The sequence below is a fragment of the Variovorax sp. GW821-FHT09B05 genome (assembly GCF_059418265.1).
In genome coordinates this window covers 1,069,235-1,088,218 of sequence record NZ_JBWKPN010000001.1, presented here as the reverse complement: position 1 = coordinate 1,088,218, position 18,984 = coordinate 1,069,235, and the positions used below count along the sequence as shown (strand labels likewise).

General features: G+C 68.5%; 19 protein-coding genes. 7 read left to right on the top strand and 12 right to left on the bottom strand.

Going from position 1 to position 18,984, the window contains the following annotated elements; all coding sequences use genetic code 11:
- The coding region (locus AC07RM_RS04720; RefSeq protein ID WP_495333390.1) for a GntR family transcriptional regulator at window positions 1-307 on the bottom strand (307 nt) is incomplete at its 3' end.
- Window positions 308-423: 116 nt separating this feature from the next.
- On the opposite strand from AC07RM_RS04720, the gene AC07RM_RS04715 reads away from it, so the two are divergent.
- The gene (locus AC07RM_RS04715; protein ID WP_495314220.1) at window positions 424-1,692 is read left to right on the top strand and encodes a 4-aminobutyrate--2-oxoglutarate transaminase; all 1,269 of its coding nucleotides are present in this window, start codon (window positions 424-426) and stop codon (window positions 1,690-1,692) included.
- On the top strand, window positions 1,689-3,155 hold the full coding sequence (locus tag AC07RM_RS04710) for an NAD-dependent succinate-semialdehyde dehydrogenase (protein ID WP_495333388.1): 1,467 nt from the start codon (window positions 1,689-1,691) through the stop codon (window positions 3,153-3,155). The genes AC07RM_RS04715 and AC07RM_RS04710 overlap by 4 nt, the downstream gene beginning before the upstream one ends.
- A gap of 21 nt (window positions 3,156-3,176) precedes the next feature.
- Here AC07RM_RS04710 and AC07RM_RS04705 read toward each other — a convergent pair whose 3' ends face one another.
- From AC07RM_RS04705 to AC07RM_RS04680, 6 genes are read right to left on the bottom strand one after another with little or no spacing between them, the layout of a single operon-like run.
- Complete coding sequence (locus tag AC07RM_RS04705; RefSeq protein WP_495333386.1) at window positions 3,177-4,742, bottom strand: ABC transporter substrate-binding protein; 1,566 nt, start codon at window positions 4,740-4,742, stop codon at window positions 3,177-3,179.
- 26 nt (window positions 4,743-4,768) lie between these two features.
- The gene (locus AC07RM_RS04700) at window positions 4,769-6,433 is read right to left on the bottom strand and encodes an ABC transporter ATP-binding protein (RefSeq protein WP_495333384.1); all 1,665 of its coding nucleotides are present in this window, start codon (window positions 6,431-6,433) and stop codon (window positions 4,769-4,771) included.
- Window positions 6,430-7,257: an ABC transporter permease gene (locus AC07RM_RS04695; RefSeq protein WP_495333382.1), complete on the bottom strand. Its 828-nt coding sequence runs from the start codon at window positions 7,255-7,257 to the stop codon at window positions 6,430-6,432. The genes AC07RM_RS04700 and AC07RM_RS04695 overlap by 4 nt, the downstream gene beginning before the upstream one ends.
- Before the next feature lie 8 nt (window positions 7,258-7,265).
- Window positions 7,266-8,210, bottom strand: coding sequence for an ABC transporter permease (locus AC07RM_RS04690; protein WP_209542038.1), 945 nt, complete (start codon window positions 8,208-8,210; stop codon window positions 7,266-7,268).
- Window positions 8,211-8,237: 27 nt separating this feature from the next.
- Window positions 8,238-9,116, bottom strand: coding sequence for an alpha/beta hydrolase family protein (locus AC07RM_RS04685; protein ID WP_296799729.1), 879 nt, complete (start codon window positions 9,114-9,116; stop codon window positions 8,238-8,240).
- A 28-nt stretch (window positions 9,117-9,144) separates the two neighbouring features.
- Window positions 9,145-10,290 (bottom strand): C45 family autoproteolytic acyltransferase/hydrolase, encoded by a 1,146-nt coding sequence (locus AC07RM_RS04680; protein ID WP_495333379.1) that lies wholly within the window; start codon window positions 10,288-10,290, stop codon window positions 9,145-9,147.
- A 148-nt stretch (window positions 10,291-10,438) separates the two neighbouring features.
- Here AC07RM_RS04680 and AC07RM_RS04675 point away from each other — a divergent pair, with 148 nt between their 5' ends.
- The 3 genes from AC07RM_RS04675 (at window position 10,439) to map (ending at window position 12,482) form a co-directional block, all read left to right on the top strand.
- Window positions 10,439-11,335: a LysR substrate-binding domain-containing protein gene (locus AC07RM_RS04675; RefSeq protein ID WP_495333377.1), complete on the top strand. Its 897-nt coding sequence runs from the start codon at window positions 10,439-10,441 to the stop codon at window positions 11,333-11,335.
- A 77-nt stretch (window positions 11,336-11,412) separates the two neighbouring features.
- Window positions 11,413-11,691, top strand: coding sequence for a ParD-like family protein (locus AC07RM_RS04670; RefSeq protein ID WP_296740093.1), 279 nt, complete (start codon window positions 11,413-11,415; stop codon window positions 11,689-11,691).
- Window positions 11,688-12,482 (top strand): type I methionyl aminopeptidase, encoded by a 795-nt coding sequence (gene map, locus AC07RM_RS04665; RefSeq protein WP_495333375.1) that lies wholly within the window; start codon window positions 11,688-11,690, stop codon window positions 12,480-12,482. Before AC07RM_RS04670 ends, map begins: the two co-directional genes overlap by 4 nt.
- 12 nt (window positions 12,483-12,494) lie before the next feature.
- Here the strand turns inward: map and AC07RM_RS04660 are convergent, their stop codons facing one another.
- A complete protein-coding gene (locus tag AC07RM_RS04660; RefSeq protein ID WP_495333373.1) occupies window positions 12,495-13,880 on the bottom strand; it encodes a tryptophanase in 1,386 nt (461 codons plus the stop codon).
- 247 nt (window positions 13,881-14,127) lie between these two features.
- On the opposite strand from AC07RM_RS04660, the gene AC07RM_RS04655 reads away from it, so the two are divergent.
- Window positions 14,128-14,610, top strand: a complete 483-nt coding sequence (locus tag AC07RM_RS04655) for an Lrp/AsnC family transcriptional regulator (RefSeq protein WP_495333371.1) — start codon at window positions 14,128-14,130, stop codon at window positions 14,608-14,610.
- A 21-nt stretch (window positions 14,611-14,631) separates the two neighbouring features.
- Here AC07RM_RS04655 and AC07RM_RS04650 read toward each other — a convergent pair whose 3' ends face one another.
- On the bottom strand, window positions 14,632-15,534 hold the full coding sequence (locus AC07RM_RS04650) for a LysR family transcriptional regulator (protein ID WP_495333369.1): 903 nt from the start codon (window positions 15,532-15,534) through the stop codon (window positions 14,632-14,634).
- Between the two features lie 108 nt (window positions 15,535-15,642).
- Between AC07RM_RS04650 and AC07RM_RS04645 the strand changes: the two genes are divergently transcribed.
- Window positions 15,643-16,521, top strand: coding sequence for an aldo/keto reductase family oxidoreductase (locus tag AC07RM_RS04645; protein ID WP_495333367.1), 879 nt, complete (start codon window positions 15,643-15,645; stop codon window positions 16,519-16,521).
- A gap of 707 nt (window positions 16,522-17,228) precedes the next feature.
- On the opposite strand, the gene AC07RM_RS04640 is transcribed toward AC07RM_RS04645, so the two are convergent.
- The 3 genes from AC07RM_RS04640 to AC07RM_RS04630 form a co-directional block, all read right to left on the bottom strand.
- A complete protein-coding gene (locus tag AC07RM_RS04640) occupies window positions 17,229-17,897 on the bottom strand; it encodes a hypothetical protein (protein ID WP_495333365.1) in 669 nt (222 codons plus the stop codon).
- Window positions 17,898-18,000: 103 nt separating this feature from the next.
- Window positions 18,001-18,396, bottom strand: coding sequence for a DUF2314 domain-containing protein (locus tag AC07RM_RS04635; protein WP_495333363.1), 396 nt, complete (start codon window positions 18,394-18,396; stop codon window positions 18,001-18,003).
- A gap of 129 nt (window positions 18,397-18,525) precedes the next feature.
- Entirely contained in the window at window positions 18,526-18,960 is a 435-nt protein-coding gene (locus tag AC07RM_RS04630; protein WP_495333361.1) for a hypothetical protein, read from the bottom strand.
- Window positions 18,961-18,984 lie beyond the last annotated feature (24 nt).

The window sequence follows — 18,984 nt, the reverse complement described above, 5'->3', positions numbered from 1 at the left end:
CCCCCCCCCCCCCCCCGCGGCCGGTGGCGAGCTGGCTCTCGGGCGTGGTCTCGGCCACGAAGGTGCCGCTGCCCACGCGCGAATGCACGTAGCCCTCGGCGCGCAGCTGCTCGTAGGCATGCAGCACGGTGTTGCGCGACATGCCGGTCTCGCGCGCCAGGTCGCGTGAGGCCGGCAGCGCGCTCGAGGGCGGCAGGCTGCCGTCGAGGATGGCGCCGCGCAGGCAGTCGTAGAGCTGGCGGTTGAGCGCGGCGCCGGCGGCGGGGGCAATGCGCTGCAGCACCAGGTCGGCGCAGATGGATTTCATGGCTTTTTGGATTGGCTCCATCCTGATTGCAGGAAGTGGATCTTTTTGATGGAGCCAATTGCGCATTCAATCAGAACTTCCGATCGACCTCCAGCCTTTCCCGGACGCCTTCAGCCATGACCACCAACTCCGAACTCCAGACCCGCCGCCTCGCGGCCACCCCGCGCGGCGTGGGCGTGATGTGCGGCTTCTATGCCCAGCGCGCCGAGAACGCGACGCTGTGGGACATCGAAGGCCGCGAATACATCGACTTCGCCGCCGGCATCGCGGTGCTCAACACCGGCCACCGCCATCCGCGCCTGGTGGCCGCGATCCAGGAGCAGCTCGGGCGCTTCACGCACACGGCCTACCAGATCGTTCCCTACGAGAGCGTGGTGACGCTGGCCGAGCGGCTCAACGCGCTGGTGCCGATCTCGGGCCCGGTGAAGACGGCCTTCTTCACCACCGGCGCCGAGGCGCTCGAGAACGCGGTGAAGATCGCGCGCGCCCACACCGGCCGCGCCGGCGTGATCGCCTTCGGCGGCGGCTTCCACGGCCGCACGCTGATGGCGCTGGCCATGACCGGCAAGGTCGCGCCCTACAAGACCGGCTTCGGCCCGTTCCCGGCCGACGTGTTCCACGTGCCGTTCCCGAGCGCGCTGCAGGGCGTGAGCGCCGACGATTCGCTGGCCGCGATCGAGAAGCTGTTCAAGGCCGACATCGACCCCAGGCGCGTGGCCGCGATCGTGATCGAGCCGGTGCAGGGCGAGGGCGGTTTCAACGTCGCGCCCACCGCGCTGCTGCAGGGCCTGCGCCGCCTCTGCGACGCGCACGGCATCGTGCTGATCGCCGACGAGGTGCAGACCGGCTTCGCGCGCACCGGCCGGCTGTTCTCGATGCAGCACCACGGCGTCGAGCCCGACCTGATCACCATGGCCAAGAGCCTCGCGGGCGGCATGCCGCTGTCGGCCGTGGCCGGCCGCGCCGCCATCATGGACGCGCCGGCGCCCGGCGGCCTCGGCGGCACCTATGCGGGCAATCCGCTGGCGGTGGCCTCGGCGCACGCGGTGCTCGACGTGATCGCCGACGAGAAGCTCTGCGAACGCGCCGCCGCGCTGGGCGAGCGCCTGGTCGGCCGGCTGCTGAAGATCAAGGAATCGAACCCGGCGCTGGCCGAGGTGCGCGCTCAGGGTTCGATGGTCGCGGTCGAGCTGCGCGATGCGGCCACGGGCGCGCCCGACGCCGAAGCGGTGGCACGCGTGCAGGCCAAGGCGCTGGCGCAGGGCCTGGTGCTGCTGAGCTGCGGCATGTACGGCAACGTGATCCGCTTCCTCTACCCGCTGACCATTCCCGACGCGCAGTTCGAACGCGCGCTGGCCATCGTCGAGGAGGCGTTCTCGGCATGAGCACCGCATCCACCCTGGGCCTGCAGCGCCCCGACCTGCTGCGCGGCGCCGGCCTGATCGACGGCCAGTGGGTCGCGGCCGACGACGGCGCCACCTTCGCCGTGAACGACCCCGCCACCGGCCGGCACCTGGCCGACGTGCCGCGGATGGGCCGCGCCGAGACCGAGCGCGCCATCGCCGGCGCCGCCGCCGCGCTGCCCGCCTGGCGCGCGCGCACCGCGCCCGAGCGCGCGCGCGTGCTGCGCCGCTGGGCCGAGCTGATGCTCGCGCACCAGGACGACCTGGGCCGGCTGATGACGCTCGAGCAGGGCAAGCCGCTGGCCGAGGCGCGCGGCGAGATCGCCTACGCGGCCTCGTTCATCGAATGGTTCGCCGAGGAGGCCAAGCGCGTGGACGGCGAGGTGCTGCAGCCGCAGCGCGCGGGCCAGCGCATCGTGGTGCTCAAGCAGCCGATCGGCGTGTGCGCCGCGATCACGCCGTGGAACTTCCCGGCCGCGATGATCACGCGCAAGGTCGGCCCCGCGCTGGCCGCGGGCTGCACCATCGTCGTGAAGCCGGCCGAGCTCACGCCGCTGAGCGCCTTCGCGCTCGGCGTGCTAGGGCTCGAGGCCGGCCTGCCGCCCGGCGTGCTGCAGATCGTGGCCGGCAACGCGCCCGAGATCGGCGCCGCGCTGTGCGAGAGCCCGACCGTGCGCAAGCTCAGCTTCACCGGCTCCACCGGCGTGGGCCGCGTGCTCGCGCAGCAGTGCGCGCCGACCATCAAGAAGCTCTCGCTCGAGCTCGGCGGCAATGCGCCGCTGGTCGTGTTCGACGACGCCGACATCGACCGCGCGATCGAGGGCATCGTGGCCTCCAAATTCCGCAACGCGGGCCAGACCTGCGTCTGCGCCAACCGCATCTACGTGCAGGCCGGCATCTACGACGCCGTGGCCGCGCGGCTGGTGGCCGCGGTCGAGGCGATGCGCGTGGGCAACGGCCTCGAGGCCGGCATCACGCAGGGCCCGCTGATCGACGGCCGCGCGGTCGCCAAGGTGCGCCAGCACATCGACGACGCGCTCACGCAGGGCGCCGAGTTGCGCATCGGCGGCAAGCCGCATGCGCTGGGCGGCACCTACTTCGAGCCCACCGTGCTGACCGGCGTGACGCAGGCCATGCGCGTGGCGCGCGAGGAGACCTTCGGGCCGCTGGCGCCGCTGTTCCGCTTCGAGACCGAGGAGGAGGTCATCGCGATGGCCAACGATTCGGAGTTCGGCCTCGCCGCCTACCTGTTCACCGAGGACCGCCGCCGCCTCTGGCGCGTGGGCGAGCAGCTCGAGACCGGCATGGTCGGCATCAACACCGGCCTGATCTCGAACGAGGTCGCGCCCTTCGGCGGCGTGAAGCAGTCGGGCCTGGGCCGCGAGGGCTCGCGGCACGGGATCGAGGACTACCTCGAGCTCAAGTACCTCTGCCTGCAGGACTGAGCATGGCGGCGCGGCGGCCGCTCACGAGGCCTTCGCGGTCGCCGATACGCCCCACAGCCGGGGCTTGCCTTCCCACACCGAGAAGCCGCTCAGGCGCTTGCGCACGCCCCAGGCATCGATGCCGTTGAACAGCATGATCATCGGCACCTGCTGGATCATCAGCGCGTGGATCTGGTCGAACAGCGCCTGGCGCTTCTTCGGGTCCGATTCGGCGAAGCTCTCGTCGAGCAGCTTCAGCGCCTGCGGGTCTTCCCAGACCTTGCGCGACTGCTTGTCCTTCGGGCCCGAGAACTGCTCGTAGCTCAGCGCCGGGTCGAGCCGCGACGAATAGGTGAACGAGCTCATCTGGTAGTTGCCGCTGTTGTAGCGGTCGAGCTGCGTCGCCCATTCGAGCACCTCGATCTGCGCGTTGATGCCCACCGACTGCATCATGGCCTGCGCCAGCACCGCCACCGTGTAGCTCGGCACGTGGGCGCGCTTGTTGGTCTGGATGACGATCTTCTCGTTCCTGTAGCCGGCCTCGCGCAGCAGCTTCGCGGCCAGCGCCGGGTCGTAGTGGTAGCCCTTCTTCTGTACCGGGCCGTAGAAGGCCGAGGTCTTGTGGATGGCGGCATTGTTCACCGTGCCCAGGCCCTCGGAGGCGGCCGCCACGATCTGCTCCATGTCGAGCGAGGCCGCGATGGCCTGGCGCAGCTTCTGGTTCTTGAGCAGCGGATCGCGGGTCTGGATCAGCAGCGTGTTCTTGGTGGCCTCGGTCGGCGCCTGCACGACGAGGTTGCGGTCGGTCTTGAGCTCCTGCGCGTCGCTCGAGGTGATCTGCGCCGCGTCGATGGCGCCCGACTTCAGGCCCGCGGCGGCCGTGGCCGCGTCGGGCACAACCAGGAAGCGCACCGTGTCGACCAGCGGCGCCTTCAGGCCCACGTAGCCGTCGACCTTGGTCGCGCCCGGCGGCGAGGTGTAGCCCTTGAAGGCCGTGACCGTGACGTACTCGCCGCGCTTCCATTCGCCGAACTTGAAGGGGCCGGTGCCCACGGGCTTGTCCCAGCTGCCGTCGGCCTTGACCGAGCTCCTGTGCAGGATTGCCGTCATGCCGCAGTCGGAGCGCGCCAGCGAATCGAGGAACACGGCCGAGGGCCGGTTGATCTTCATCGTGAAGGTGGCGTCGTCGGGCGTCGCGGTCTCGACCACCTTGAGGCCGTTGCGGCCGTCGTATTCGCTGAGGCAGCGCCAGTCGGTCTTCGGGTCCATGTAGCGCTTCCAGCTCCAGGCCACGTCGGCCGAGGTCAGCGGCGCGTCGTTGTGGAACTTCACACCCTTGCGCAACTTGAAGGTGTAGGTGAGGCCGTCGGGCGACACCTCGACCGACTGCGCGAGCAGCGGGCCGACGCTGCCGTCCTGCCGGTAGCCGACCAGGCCCTCGACCATGTTGAGGACGATGCCATCGGTGGTGTTGTCGCGGTTCACGCCCGGGTTGGTGGAACGGATGTCGGCCGGCTGGGCGACCGTCACCGTGGTCTGGGCCAGCGCCGCGCCGCAGGCGAGGCCGGCGCCGGCGAGGGCGGCGAGTCGGAAGAAGGGACGGGGCATGGAGGACTCCTGCGAAAAAAAGAACTTCAGGCGAGGGCGGTCTCGGCGCCGAAGCGCCAGCGCAGCCGCACGCCGCCGGCCTCGGTGGGCTCGAGCGCCGGGATGGCGGACAGCAGTTGGCGCGTGTAGTCCTGCCGCGGCGCGTCGAACACGGTGTCGCGCGTGCCCTGCTCGACGATGCGGCCGTCCTGCATCACGACCACGCGGTCGGCCACCTGCTCGACCACGCCGAGGTCGTGGCTGATGAACAGGCACGAGAAGCCGTGGCGCTTCTGCAGTTCGGCGAACAGCTCGAGCACCTGGGCGCGCACGGTGACGTCGAGCGCCGACACCGGCTCGTCGGCGATCACGAAGGCGGGCCGGCGCACCAGCGCGCGCGCGATCGCCACGCGCTGGCGCTGCCCGCCCGAGAGCTGGTGCGCATAGCGCGGCGCGTAGGCGGTGCCGAGCCCGACCTCGTCGAGCACCTCGGCCACGCGCTTCGCCTTGTCGGCCGTCGACATGCCGGGCACCAGCCGCAGCCCCTCGCCGACCAGCTGGCCGATGGTCATGCGCGGATCGAGCGAGGCGTAGGGGTCCTGGAACACCATCTGGCACTGCAGCCGGTAGTCGGCCCAGCCGGGGTCGGAGCGCGCGATCGGGCGGCCGCGGAACAGGATCTCGCCGCCGCCGGGCTTGAGCAGTCCGGCGATGGTGCGGCCCAGCGTGGTCTTGCCCGAGCCCGAGCCGCCGACCACCGCGACCACCTCGCGCGGACGCACCACGAGGTCGATGCCGTGCAGCGCGCGCTTCGGCGCGGTCTTGGCGAACAGCCGGCGCCGGCCGGGGTAGTCGATGACGAGGTTGCGCACCTCGACCACCGGCGGCTCGTCGGCCACCGCGCGCGCGGGCAGCCGGCGCGGCATGGCCTGCAGCAGCTCGCGCGTGTAGGGGTGCTTCGGCTGCTCGAGCAGGTCCTCGGTGCGGCCGGTTTCCTTCACCTCGCCGTGCCGCATCACGACCATGCGTTGCGTGAAGCGCGCCACCATCGGCAGGTCGTGGCTGATCATCAGCACGGCGGTGCGGTGCTCGCGCGTGAGGCCCACCATCAGCTCGAGCACGTCGCGCTGCACCACGGCGTCGAGCGCGGTGGTCGGCTCGTCGGCGATCAAGAGGGCGGGCTCCAGCAGCATGACCGAGGCCAGCATCATGCGCTGGCGCATGCCGCCCGAGAACTCGTGCGGCCAGGCCGCGAGCGCGCCCTGCGGATCGCGGATGCCCACGCGCGCGAGCATGTCGAGGACGCGCGTGCGCCGCGCGGTGGGCGACAGTTCGCGGCGGTGCAGCGCGAGCGCTTCCTCGAGCTGGCGGCCGATGGTCATCGACGGATTGAGCGAGGTCATCGGCTCCTGGAACACCATGCCCACGCGCGCACCGCGCAGCTCGCGCAGCCGCGCGGGCCTGGCGAGCGCGAGGTCCTCGCCCTCGAACAGGATGCGGCCCGCGGTGCGCACCAGCGGCGGCGGCGTGAGGCCCATCAGGGCGCGCGCGGCCTGCGTCTTGCCGCTGCCCGATTCGCCGACGATGCCGACCATCTCGCCGGGCGCGATGTCGAAGCTCACGTCGCGCACGATCTCGCGGCCGCCGGGGCCGACGGCGAGCGTGAGGCCTTCGACGCTGACCAGCGGCGCGGTGGTAGGAGTGGAAGTCATTGCACGCCCTTCATGCGCGGATCGAGCCAGTCGCGCACCGCGTCGCCCAGCAGGTTGATGCCCAGCAGCGTCAGCGCGATGCACAGGCCCGGAAGAATCGAGAGGTGGCTGGCCTGTGCCATGAACGGCCGCGCCGAAGCGAGCATGTTGCCCCAGGTGGGCGCCGGCGGCGGCACGCCGAGGCCGAGGAAGGAGAGCGCGCTCTCGGCCAGGATCACCCAGCCGAACATCGAGGTGGCCAGCACCGTGAGCGGCGCGGTGCAGTTGGGCAGCACGTGGCGCACCATGGTGTAGAGCTCGGAGTTGCCGAGCACGCGCGAGGACTCGATGAACTCCTTCTCGCGCAGCGACAGCACCGTGCCGCGCACGATGCGCGTCACCGAGGGCGTGTAGGCCAGTCCGAGCGCGAGCACGATGCCGTACTGGTTGGCGCCCACCACCGCGAGCAGGCCCAGCGCCAGCAGCAGCCCGGGGAAGGCCAGCAGCGCGTTGTTGAAGGCCATCACGATGCGGTCGGTCCAGCCGCGCAGGAAGCCCGTGAGCACGCCCACGATGCTGCCCACCACGATCGAGAAGCCCACCGTGAGCACTGCTATCCAGACGCTGGTGGCGGCGCCGGCCATCAGGCGCGAGAGCTCGTCGCGGCCGAACTCGTCGGTGCCCAGCAGGTAGCGCGCGCCGGGCAGCTTGAGTCGCGAGCCGAAGTTGATGCGCAGCGGATCGTGCGGCGTCCACACCAGGCTGACGAGCGCCGCGGCCACGATGAGGCCGACGATGACGATGCCGACCATTGCGTTGAGGGGAATGCGTTTGTTGCGGGTCATCTTCGTGCCTATTCGACGGCGACGCGGGGGTCGAACAGGGGATAGCAGAGGTCGATCACGAGGTTGACCACCACGTAGATCACCGCCACGAACAGCAGGCAGCCCTGGATCACCGGGTAGTCGCGCGCGAAGATCGCGTCGACCAGCAGCCGGCCCAGGCCCGGGATGGTGAACACGGTTTCGACCACCGCGATGCCGCCGAGCAGGTTGCCCAGCACCAGGCCGATCAGGGTCCAGGTCGGGCCGAAGGCGTTCTTGAAGGCATGGCGCATCAGCACCGCGCGCTCCGACAGGCCCTTGGCACGCGCATGCGTGATGTAGTCCAGGCGCAGCACCTCGAGCGTGCTGGCGCGCGCCATGCGCATGAGCACGCCGATCTCGTGCAGGAACAGCGTGAGGATCGGCAGCACCAGGTACAGCAGGCCGTTCTTCCAGTCCTCGGCGATGCCCACGTAGCCCACCACCGGCAGCCAGCCCAGCTTGAGGCCGAACAGCAGCAGCAACAGCAGGCCGAGCCAGAAGGTCGGGACCGACACCAGCAAGGTGGCCGAGCCGACCAGCAGCAGGTCGGGCGCGCGGTTCTGCTTCCATGCGGCGACCATGCCGGCCGGCACCGCCACCAGCGCGGCCAGCGCCACCGCCACCAGCACGATGCGGCCGCTGATGAGGAAGCGCTCGGCCACCAGCGAGAGCACGTCCTGCCCGCTGTTGATCGAGGTGCCGAGGTCGCCCTGCAGCACGTGGCCGAACCAGATGCCGAACTGCGCCGGCAGCGAGCGGTCGAGGCCGAGCCGCGCGCGCAGGTCGGCCAGGCTCGCGGGCGTGGCGAGGTCGCCGAGCAGCAGCTGCGCGGGGTCGCCGGGAATCAGCCGGATCAGGACGAACACCGACACCGCCACGATCAGCAGGGTGGGGACGGCCATCGCGATGCGGGCCGCTGCGAAACGGAACATGGGCCTTCTTCCTCGTGGTGGGTGGGGTCAGGCCGGCGACGGCGCGGCGCGCAGTTCTTGCAGGGCCTTGGCGAAGAAGTCCTGCACATGGCCCACGCAGGCCAGCCCGTTGTGCGGCACGTTGTCGAGCAGCTCGAAAGCCACCTTCACGCCGGCCGCCTCGAAGGAGCGGCGCAGCGTCTCGAGCCGCTCGGGCCGCGTGCGGCCGGCATCGTTGGCGCCCGGCATGAAGAACTTGCCGCCGGGCTTGTGCGTGATCTCCCAGGTCTCGATGTCGGCCTTGCCCGCGATCATGTGCACCGGCAGGCGGCGCAGCGCCTCGAGGTCCATGGGCTTGCCGAAGCGGGTCTCGAAGTCTTTGGTGCCGACCCACCAGCCCTGCTCGGGATCGATCAGGGTGACCGAACCCGGCGCGCCGATCGACACGGCCCACAGGCGCTCGGGGTGCAGCATCGCGAAGCGGTTGACGAACTGCCCGCCGCCCGAATAGCCGAACAGCGCGAAGCGGTCGAAGTCGCAGCCGAACTTCTCGCCCACCTCGGCCACCATGTCGAGCAGCACCTGGTCGTAACGGATGTCGGCCTCGATCAGGTGCTTGAAGCCGTCGCGGTTGCCGTCGCCGCGCACGCCGGCCGGGAACAGCGGGCACAGCACGATGCAGTCGTTCCATTTCGCGAAGCCGCTGAAGGCCTCGCGGTAGTTGACGAAGGCGCGGCCGGTGCCGTGCACCACCACTACCAGCTGCATCGGTCGCGTGCCGGGCTGGCCCACGTGCTCGGGCACGTAGGTGCAGTAGGAGAAGCGCGGGTCGCTGCGCGCGGCGTAGATGGTGCTCGGGCCCAGGTCGTAGAGGGTGCGGGCGCGCCGCTCGGCGAGGGCGGCGGGGGCTTCGGTGGTGTCGGTCATGAGGGAAGGCAGGAGGAAGGGGGAGGGACTACAGCGTGTATTCGCGGAAGTGGCGTGCCTCGTAGGGCTTGCGCGCCACCCACATCACGCGGTTGGCCGCGTCCATCAGCGTGGTGGCCACGGTGGCCGAGATGCTGCTGAAGTCCGCGGGCTTGGGCGTGCGCAGCACGCCGTCGGGCTTGCCGAACTCGTCGGCCAGCGCGGCTTTGACATCGCTCCAGTCGATGCGGCCCTCGACGCGGCGCAGCGCGTTCTCCACGCGGTGCTGGCGGTAGATGCTGTCGGGGCGCTGCGGCAGGCCGGGGTCGCGCAGCTTCATGGTGGCCGCGGGCGACATCCAGTGGTTGGCATGCACCAGCAGGTCGTTCTCGGGCAGGGTCCAGAAGATCTCGCCGGGCGAGGTCTCGAGGCTGATGCCCGAGCCGTCGTTGCCGCTGGCCTGCGCGAGGATCATGTTGTTGGCGCAGTAGCGCTTCGAGGCCCAGATCGTCTTCATCGCCTGTGCCAGGTTGGCGGCTTCGAGCACGCGGCGGCGCAGCAGCACCAGCGGCACGCCCGGGCCCTTGCGGAAGTCCTCGTCGCAGGTCAGCGAGTTGCCGGTCAGCGAGACGCCATGGCTGTTGAAGCCGTGGCGCGCGAGCGCGCCGGCCTCGGTGAAGCTCAGCATGTCGGGACCGTTCTCCGCGCGGATGCGCAGCACGATGCCGGTGTCGACGCATTCCTGGCGCCAGTCCCAGTTGTGGGCATGCATGAGGCGGCCGCTGGCCGAGCGCGCGGGCAGCACCACGAGGCCGGTGCAGTCGCCGTCCTCGCTCGATGCGGCGTCGACTGCAGGTGCGGCGGCCGGCGCCGTGGCCTGCTTCATGTCGGCATAGCCGAACAGCATCTCGGTGCGGCAGTTGATCATCACCACGTCCTCGAGCGCGACGCCCGCGCCTTCGGCGATGCCGCGCATCTCCTCGAGGTAGCTCGCGTCGTAGGCCGCGATCACCGGCAGCATCGACTGCGCGAGCTGGCGGATGGTGGCGTCGTCCAGGCCGCGGCGGCCCAGTTGCGCGCGGTAGAGCGCGATGCCGCCGGCCACGCGCTCGGGCACCGCGCGGCCGTGCTGCACGCCGCGCGCATGCGGCGTGCCGGAAACATCGACGAGGGGAAAGTATTCAGGGGTGGTCATGGCGTTGGTTTGTCATCGGCCTGCCGCGCGAAGGCGGTAGTGAACGGCGCGGCGGTGGCGATGGCCCGCATTGTTTGGCAGGCACAGGAAAAAATAAATTTAAAAATCGTTTAGAGTTAATAAAGGATTTGTTTATCGTCTCGCTCCCATGAGCACCATCCGTTTCCTGCGCACCTTCGTCGCCGCGGCCCGCGGCGGCTCGTTCGCGGCCGCGGCCGACCAGGTCGCGCTGACGCAGGCGGCCGTGGGCCAGCAGATGCGCGCGCTCGAGGCCGAGATGAAGAAGTCGCTGTTCGACAAGACCGGCCGCACCATGGCGCTGAGCCCGGCCGGCCACCTGCTGCTGCCGCGCGCCGAGGAGCTGCTCGCGCAGTACGAGTCGATGCGGCGCGACCTGCAGGACCAGCGCCAGATCGCCGGCACCATCAAGCTCGGCTCGCTGATCTCGGCGATGGGGCTGCTGTCGAGCACGCTGGCGGTGTTGAAGTCGCTGCATCCGAACCTCGAGGTGGAGCTGCGCGTGCGCGAGCAGACGCAGCTGATGCAGGACGTGATCAGCGGCGAGCTCGACGCGGCCGTGGTGGTCGAGCGCCAGTGGCCCGAGGCGCCAGGCCTGCTGTGGACGCCCTGCTACGACGAGGCGCTGACCGTCATCGCCAACTCGGGCATCGCCTCGGCCGAGACGCCGATCGCGAGCCTGTTCGCGAACCATCCCTTCATCCGCTTCGACCGCCGCACGCCGACCGGCGCGCGCATCGACAAGATCCTGCGGCGGCTGCAGTACGTGCCGAAGGAGTTCCTCGAGCTCAACTCGCTGCTGGCCATCGCGGAGCTGGTGCGCAAGAACGTGGGCTTCACCATGGCGCCGTTGCTGAAGAACTTCGACTGGGAGAGCGACCCCGCGCTGTGCGTGCTGCACCTGCCGGGCCGGCCCGTGGCGCGGCGGCTCGGCATGCTCGAGAACGGCAAGCGCAGCCATGTGACGGGGGTGGTGCGCGAGGAGATGCTGGCGCATCTGCGGCGCATGAAGCCGGCGGCGCCCTGAGGGGCGGGCCGGCCTCGCGAGGCGGCTCTGCCGAAAAATCTATATGATTCGTATACGTTTCATATAGACCAGGCACCATGGGCATCGTCAAGATCTCCGACCTCATGCACGAGAACCTGCGCGTCGCAGGCACCGCGCTGAGCCGTTCCATCAACGCGCAGGCCGAGCACTGGATGCGCATCGGCATGCTCGCCGAGCTGCATCCCGATCTCGATCACCGCGAGCTGTGCCAGCTGCTGGTGCGCGCCGAGATGGCCGGCGGGCTCGACCTCGCGATGGCCTGCGCGCCGAGCGAGCCGCATGCGCCGCGGCCATCGGGCCGCGCGGCGGGGCGAACGGCGAAGGTCGTGCAATGAACATGGCCGTGCCCCTGAAGACGCCCGAGCAGATCGCGCTGTCGCGCAAGGCCGGGCACCTGGCGGCCGAGGTGCTGCAGATGATCGGGGCCTACGTGAAGCCCGGCGTCACCACCGAGGAGCTCGACCGCCTCTGCCACGACCACATCGTCAACGTGCAGCGCGCGATCCCGGCCAACGTGGGCTACAAGGGCTTCCCGAAGACCGTGTGCACCTCCGTCAACCACGTGGTCTGCCACGGCATTCCCTCGGCGCAGAAGACGCTGAAGAAGGGCGACATCGTCAACATCGACGTGGCCGTGATCAAGGACGGCTGGTTCGGCGACTGCAGCCGCATGTACTTCGTCGACGAGCCGAGCCCGCTCGCGCGCCGGCTGGTCGAGACCACCTACGAGGCCATGCGCGCCGGCATCCTGGCCGTGCGCCCGGGCGCGACGCTGGGCGACGTGGGCCATGCGATCCAGAGCGTGGCGCACCGCGAGCGTTTCAGCGTGGTGCGCGAATACTGCGGCCACGGCATCGGGCAGATCTACCACGACGATCCGCAGGTGCTGCACTACGGCCGGCCCGGCGAAGGCCTGCGGCTCGCGCCCGGCATGGTCTTCACCATCGAGCCGATGATCAACGCGGGCCGCCGCGAGACCCGCGAGCTGCCTGACGGCTGGACCGTGGTCACGCGCGACCATTCGCTGTCGGCGCAGTGGGAGCACATGGTCGCGGTGACCGAGGACGGCTTCGAGGTGCTGACGCCCTGGCCCGAGGGAACAGGCAGCTATCCCCCCATCGGCTGAGCGCGGGTCGGCTCAGGCCCAGCGAAAACGCGCCGTGAAGTTGCGCAGCAGCGCCGGCTCGTAGGTGAAGGCCATGCCGCGGATGCGCGCTGCGCGCCGCGCCACCTCGGCCAGCGCGTCGGCCACGTAGTCCATGTGGTCGTTGGTGTAGACGCGCCGCGGGATCGTGAGCCGCATCGATTCGAGCGGCGCCTTCTCCTGCAACCCGGTGGCCGGATCGCGCCCGAGCAGCAGCGAGCCGATCTCGACCGCACGCACGCCCGCCTCCAGGTACAGCTCGCAGGCGAGCGCATGTGCCGGAAAGCTTTCGGCCGGCAGGTGCGGCAGCAGCGCGGCCGCGTCGACGAACACCGCATGCCCGCCGGTCGGGTGCTGGATCGGTATGCCCTGTGCGCGCAGCCGCTCGCCGAGGTAGGCGACCTGGCCGACGCGATAGCGCAGGTAGTCGGCATCCATGGCCTCCTCGAGGCCGACCGCGAGCGCCTCCATGTCGCGGCCCGCGAGGCCGCCGTAGGTGATGAAGCCCTCGCTGACCACGCAGCGTTCCTGCACGGCGCGAAACAGGTCCTGGTCATCGCGAAAGCTGCAGAAGCCGCCGATGTTGACCAGCCCGTCCTTCTTCGACGACATCACCGCGATGTCGGCGCAGGCCATCATGTCGCGCACGATGTCGGCTACCTCGCGCTGCGCCTGGCCGGCCTCGCGTTCGCGGATGAACCAGGCGTTCTCCGCGAAGCGCGTGGCGTCGATCACCACCGGAATGCCGGCTTCGCGCGCGAGTCGCGAGGCCGCGCGCAGGTTGGCCAGCGCGACCGGCTGGCCGCCGCTGGTGTTGCAGGTCACGGTGGCCACCAGCGCCACCACGTTGGCCGCGCCATGGGTCTCGATCAGCCGCGCGAGTTCGTCGAGGTCGAAGTTGCCTTTCCAGTCGTGGTAGGTGGCGGTGTCCAGTGCCTCCTTCGTCAGTGCGTTGAGCGCGCGCGCGCCGGCCAGCTCGATGTGGAGCTTGGTGGTGTCGAAGTGGAAGTTCGACAGGAACACCGGCTGCTTCGCGCCGCGGCGCTTCACGAGCTCGGGGTAGAGCAGCTGCTCGGCCCCGCGGCCCTGGTGCGCGGGCACCGTGTGGCGATGGCCGAAGACTTTCTCGATGGTGTCGGCGAGCCGGTAGTAGCTGCGGCTGCCGGCATAGGCCTCGTCGGCCGCCATCATCGCGGCCCACTGGCGGTCGCTCATCGCGCCGCTGCCGCTGTCGGTCAGCAGGTCGATGAAGACGTCGTCGCTGCGCAGCAGGAAGGGGTTGAGCCCCGCTTCGAGCAGGGCCTGCTCGCGGTGCGCGCGGCTGGTCAGGGCGATGCGCTCGATGGTCTTGATGCGGAACGGTTCGGGGATGCGCTTCATGGGTTCTCCTGGTCGAAGCTCGGTGCGGATGGATCGGATGGCTGACCCGGGGCGTTCGCGAATGGCGATGCAATGCAGTTGCGCATTCGTTGCCTATCGAGAGAAGATGTCTCACCTGCTCTCGCCCCTGGGTCGAGCTCGCAACGATTCTTTCGCCCGGCTCGCGCAATGGGTTTTCATCGCGCCTGGGGATCGCCCCTCGAAGAAGAGAAGTTCTTTCGCCATTCCCACCAAACAGGAGAACATTTTGCAACCCGTACCGCTGGACTCGATGGACACCCGCATGCTCGAGGTGCTGCAGAGCCATGGCCGCATCTCCAATCTCGAGCTCGCGGCCGCGGTCGGGCTCTCGCCCGCGCAATGCAGCCGCCGGCATCACCGGCTCGAGGAAGAAGGCGTGATCGCGCGCTACGAGGCACGGCTGCGGCCCGCGGCCGTGGGCCTGCGCGTGATGGCCTTCGTCCAGATCGCGATGGAGCGCGGCCACGTGCGCGATTTCAAGCGCTTCCGCCAGGCCGTAACGCAACTGCCCGACGTGCTCGAATGCCACTCGGTGACGGGCGACGTCGACTACGTGCTCAAGGTGATCGCGAGCGACCTCGAGGCACTCAGCACCTTCCTGACCGAGAAGCTCTCGGCGCTGCCCGGGGTGAGCATGGTGCGTTCGAGCGTGTGCCTGGAAGAACTCAAGGCCGGCGCGGCGTTGCCGCTGTCGCAGGCCGGTCGCTGAAGTCGACGCTGAAGCGCGGCCTCAGCCGCGCCGCGACTGCACGAAATCCACGAAGGCGCGCAGCGGCGCCGGCAGCCGTTCGCGGCCCTGGTAGTAGAGAAAGGGCCCGGTGAAGGGCTGCCACCAGTCCTCGAGCACCGGCACCAGCGCGCCGCTCGCCAGTTGCGGCTGCAGCCATTCCTCGAACAGATGGATCACGCCGATGCCGGCCACCGCCGTTTCGACCGCGAGCTCGACGCCGCCGCCCAGGCGCACGATCAGCGGCCCATCGACGTCCACCGTCACCACCTCGCCCTCGCGCTCGAATTCCCAGCCCGCCATCGCGCCGCTCGCGAAGCGCCCGCGCAGGCAGGCGTGCTGCAGCAGGTCGCGCGGATGCATGGGGCGGCCGTGCGCCGCGAGGTAGGCCGGCGAGGCCGCGGTCGCCATGCGCTGGCGGCGCGGGCCGATCGGGATCGCGATCACGTCCTGTTCGAGCCGTTCCTCGTAGCGGATGCCGGCATCGCAGCCCGCGGCCAGCACGTCGACGAAGCTCTCCTCGACCACCACCTCGAGCAGGATCTCGGGATAGGCCGCGAGAAAGGGCGGCACGATCGCCGGCAGCACCAGCCGCGACGCGCTCGCCGGCACGTTGAGCCGCAAGGTGCCCGCGGGCTTGTCGCGAAAGCCGTTGACCACGTCGAGCGCGGCCTCTACCTCGCCGAGCGCGGGCCCGAGCCGGTCGAGCAGCCGCGCGCCGGCCTCGGTGGGCACCACGCTGCGGGTGCTGCGATGCAGGAGGCGCACGCCCAGCCGCGTTTCGAGCCGGCGCACCGCCGCGCTGAGGCTGGAGGCGCTCACGCTCTGCAGCCGCGCCGCCTCGCGAAAGCCGCCCGCGCGCGCCACCGCCACGAAGACCGCCAGATCGCCGAGCTGTTCCGTCATCGCCTGTCTTTCGATTGTTCGTTTTTCCGCACGACCCGTGCGCATTGAGCCGGCTTATCGTACGCCGCCGCGGTGCCTACATTCAGCGTCAACCTGAAAGGAAAGCCCATGAACCCGCTCGACACCATCTCCACCTTCCGCCTTGGCAGCCGCGACGTGAAGCGCCTCGGCTACGGCGCCATGCAGCTCGCCGGCCCCGGCGTCTACGGCCCGCCGAAGGACCGCGCCGCCGCCGTCGCGGTGCTGCGCGCCGCGATCGAGGCCGGCGTGGACCACATCGACACCAGCGATTTCTACGGCCCGCACGTCACCAACCAGATCATCCGCGAGGCGCTGCACCCGTACCGCGACGACCTGACCATCGTCACCAAGGTGGGTGCCACGCGCGGGTCCGACGCCTCGTGGAACCTCGCGGCCTCGCCGGCCGAGCTGCGCCAGGCGGTGCACGACAACCTGCGCAACCTCGGCCTCGACGTGCTCGATGTCGTCAACATGCGCAGCATGCTGGGCGTGCACGGGCCGGCCGAAGGTTCGCTCGAGGCGCCGCTGACCGCGCTCGCCGAGTTGCGCCAGCAAGGGCTGATCCGCCACATCGGCCTGAGCAACGTGACCGCGAAGCAGGTCGACGACGGCCAGCGCATCGTGCCGATCGTCGGCGTGCAGAACATGTACAACCTCGCGAACCGCGCCGACGACGCGCTGGTCGAGAAGCTGGCGCGCGAGGGGATCGCCTATGTGCCCTTCTTCCCGCTCGGGGGCTTCACGCCGCTGCAGTCGGGGGTGCTGTCGGAGGTGGCGGGCGAACTCGGCGCGACGCCGATGCAGGTGGCGCTGGCCTGGCTGCTGCAGCGCTCGCCGAACCTGTTGCTGATTCCGGGGACTTCGTCGCTGGGGCATCTGCGGGAGAATCTGGCGGCGGCTGGGCTGGAATTACCGGTGGAGGCGGTGGCGCGGCTGGATACGATCGGTGTCGGGGCGGGGCACTGACGGACTTAGTCGGGAAGCAGGCATCCTCGCGCGCCGACCGATGCACCTGAACAGCCGCATCGATGAACTGCTTCCTCGCGATTGGCGTGGCACGCTAAAGGCGGTGCAGGGCTGAAGCAGAGGCTGGGGAGCCCGGTATAGGCCCGCCAGTCAGTCCTCGTTTCGGAGTTTCATGCTCCGCGACGAGAATCCTGTCCACCACCGACCCCGTTCGCCTCGTGAATTGGAATCCTGAGGGTGAATAGAAAGCGGGCACGGTACGCCGTAGCTCGCTCCATGTGACCCAGCGCCTCGGCCGCTCGTTCCATGTCTCGCCAGAAGCCGCCTCGGGGGCGCTCCTGAACCCCGCACGCAGCCAGGAGATCCATGCACGAGACCAGTGCTTCCTCGGAAAGTCTTTGCTCAACCTCCGCGAGAGCGACATGACTATCCGGTATATCCGATGGCACGCGCAGGGAAACGTACTGCTTTGCAGAAAGAAGATGCGCGTGAGTCGATAAAAGCCGTTTGATCCGAGCTGGGTTGTTCATGGCGTTCCTCGGCTGATGCGACGTAGCCAGATTCATGAGCGTATTGTGCCGGCACGACGAACGATTGGTGGTGTCCGAAAAGGGCATCGTAGTGAGGATAGCTACGGCCCAAGCGGAATTGGATCGTGCTTCATACCGATGATTGATTGACGCGGCAGCTTGCTTTCCCCGGGGGGGTTAGCTGAAGGGGTAAGCACTATGTTGAATCTGCTCGAAGTGATGGATCCGGCAAAGCACGCTGTCCTTGATTCGCAGCCTCGTGCAGGCAGCGCTGCGGCAGCGTTCAGGTCCAATTTCCTCGCCAAGCATTTTCCAGAACGCCAATGCCGCTTCGTCACGTTTGCGATCTAGCTGAAGCTGGAACATGTTCGCGTTCTTCGTGATGCGCAGTTCAACAAATTCGCGTGCCTGATCGACGTCTTCGAAAATCCAGTCCAAAGAACTCGCATCCCAGTCAAGGTCGTCGACCAGAAGGCTTCGCAATGCGCCCTTGCAGTCGGCGCCTTCGACAATTGCGAATGGCGACTCCTCAAGCGCTCTCCATCGGTCTGGGACGTTCAAGACTTTTCCGAGCATGTCTCCCCATTGATATGCCATTGCTGAGAAATCCAGAATGACTCCTTCGGGATGCAGTACCTCGTCGGCTGCCCGGAACATTGCATCCATGTACGTCGCATCGCGGTTTCCGGCTGAGCCGTAGCCGTAGTTACCGCTGAAACAGACTCGAAGCAGCTTGCCTTGTTCTGCTGACCTTACAGGAGCGACCTGGAAGCCAACATTAACCGAGCTATGGTCTTCCCACTTCACCGCTGTGAATGCACCATGGTCTCTAATTTCGTTCGCCATACGTATGAGGTGAGATTCTGCTTGATCGAGCGACGTTCTGGTCGCGGCCGAATTTTGCCCAACCGCACGACCGGCTGGTTGTGGCTGAAAGCAGCAGCATTCATCAGTCGCCGTCGTAGATCTGAATGATGTGTTGAGGACCAAATGCCACCAAAGCGCCGATCTGAAGCTCGTTCGTGGACACCGGTTGATTGTTGAGCGAACCGATGTAGCCGGTAGCGATGGCTTCCTCCACGATTACCCACATCCGTTCAACGTCAACGGTCTCATCATGCTCGATGCGAAACACCAGCTTGACGAGTTGGCCAAGCTGCAGGTTGGCCCGCTGCTCCCGAGGAGGGATGTAGAACGTCTCCGGAGCTTCTTCGTGCAGAGCCTCCCCATCATCGAGTTCGAAATGCCCAACTGTCCTCCTTGCTTGAGAGAGTGACCGCCTCCCGGCGAGCTCGGTCTGACTCGTCAGCGATCGGTCCTGGCCGAATTCTGCCTCGGTATCCACGCCGGAAATGCCCGTACGAACATCCCGACAGCCACTTGGCCGTCCTGCTAGTGCGGGCTCGGGATGTGGATGAAATTTCGGCCTTCCGCGAAGTCATATTGACGTCTCGCGCGGAGGGTGGAGCAAACGTCAGTCGGCGTCTTGACCTGGCCAGCCGGGGCCATCACGGAGTGAGTCGTCGTGCTCTGGAAAGCTTGCCAGGTTAGGCCAGGAGATCGGAGCTTCTCCTCGTGCCGTCCGTTTCGCCTGGTCTGCCAAGCTGGCGAAGAGGTCGGAGTAGCCGGGCCAGAACGTGGGATCTCGCCAGCCCGTTGGTCCATTGGCTTCGCTGCGCACTTGTGCCATCACAAGTGCAGACAGGAAGGCCTCCCGGTTGGCAGGCGTGAACGTTCGAGCGTCAAGGAAGCCATAGAGATGGATGCCGGCGTTTTCATCCGAGAGCCATGTTGCGAGTGCATCGTGACCGCGTTCTGTGAGCACCTGCGAAATCTCTCTCACGATCGCGCGACAGATCCAACCAGCACACCCTATTCCTACGTTTTCAGCGGCGATCAATATAGCCATGGGGTTTCCGTGATGATGAGACTC

Bases quoted from the DNA above. Each gene is read 5' to 3' on its own strand.
- AC07RM_RS04715 (WP_495314220.1), top strand. From the start codon at position 424: ATGACCACCAACTCCGAACTCCAGACCCGCCGCCTCGCGGCCACCCCG.
- AC07RM_RS04710 (WP_495333388.1), top strand. From the start codon at position 1,689: ATGAGCACCGCATCCACCCTGGGCCTGCAGCGCCCCGACCTGCTGCGC.
- AC07RM_RS04705 (WP_495333386.1), bottom strand. From the start codon at position 4,742: ATGCCCCGTCCCTTCTTCCGACTCGCCGCCCTCGCCGGCGCCGGCCTC.
- AC07RM_RS04700 (WP_495333384.1), bottom strand. From the start codon at position 6,433: ATGACTTCCACTCCTACCACCGCGCCGCTGGTCAGCGTCGAAGGCCTC.
- AC07RM_RS04695 (WP_495333382.1), bottom strand. From the start codon at position 7,257: ATGACCCGCAACAAACGCATTCCCCTCAACGCAATGGTCGGCATCGTC.
- AC07RM_RS04690 (WP_209542038.1), bottom strand. From the start codon at position 8,210: ATGTTCCGTTTCGCAGCGGCCCGCATCGCGATGGCCGTCCCCACCCTG.
- AC07RM_RS04685 (WP_296799729.1), bottom strand. From the start codon at position 9,116: ATGACCGACACCACCGAAGCCCCCGCCGCCCTCGCCGAGCGGCGCGCC.
- AC07RM_RS04680 (WP_495333379.1), bottom strand. From the start codon at position 10,290: ATGACCACCCCTGAATACTTTCCCCTCGTCGATGTTTCCGGCACGCCG.
- AC07RM_RS04675 (WP_495333377.1), top strand. From the start codon at position 10,439: ATGAGCACCATCCGTTTCCTGCGCACCTTCGTCGCCGCGGCCCGCGGC.
- AC07RM_RS04670 (WP_296740093.1), top strand. From the start codon at position 11,413: ATGGGCATCGTCAAGATCTCCGACCTCATGCACGAGAACCTGCGCGTC.
- map (WP_495333375.1), top strand. From the start codon at position 11,688: ATGAACATGGCCGTGCCCCTGAAGACGCCCGAGCAGATCGCGCTGTCG.
- AC07RM_RS04660 (WP_495333373.1), bottom strand. From the start codon at position 13,880: ATGAAGCGCATCCCCGAACCGTTCCGCATCAAGACCATCGAGCGCATC.
- AC07RM_RS04650 (WP_495333369.1), bottom strand. From the start codon at position 15,534: ATGACGGAACAGCTCGGCGATCTGGCGGTCTTCGTGGCGGTGGCGCGC.
- AC07RM_RS04645 (WP_495333367.1), top strand. From the start codon at position 15,643: ATGAACCCGCTCGACACCATCTCCACCTTCCGCCTTGGCAGCCGCGAC.
- AC07RM_RS04640 (WP_495333365.1), bottom strand. From the start codon at position 17,897: ATGGCGAACGAAATTAGAGACCATGGTGCATTCACAGCGGTGAAGTGG.
- AC07RM_RS04630 (WP_495333361.1), bottom strand. From the start codon at position 18,960: ATGGCTATATTGATCGCCGCTGAAAACGTAGGAATAGGGTGTGCTGGT.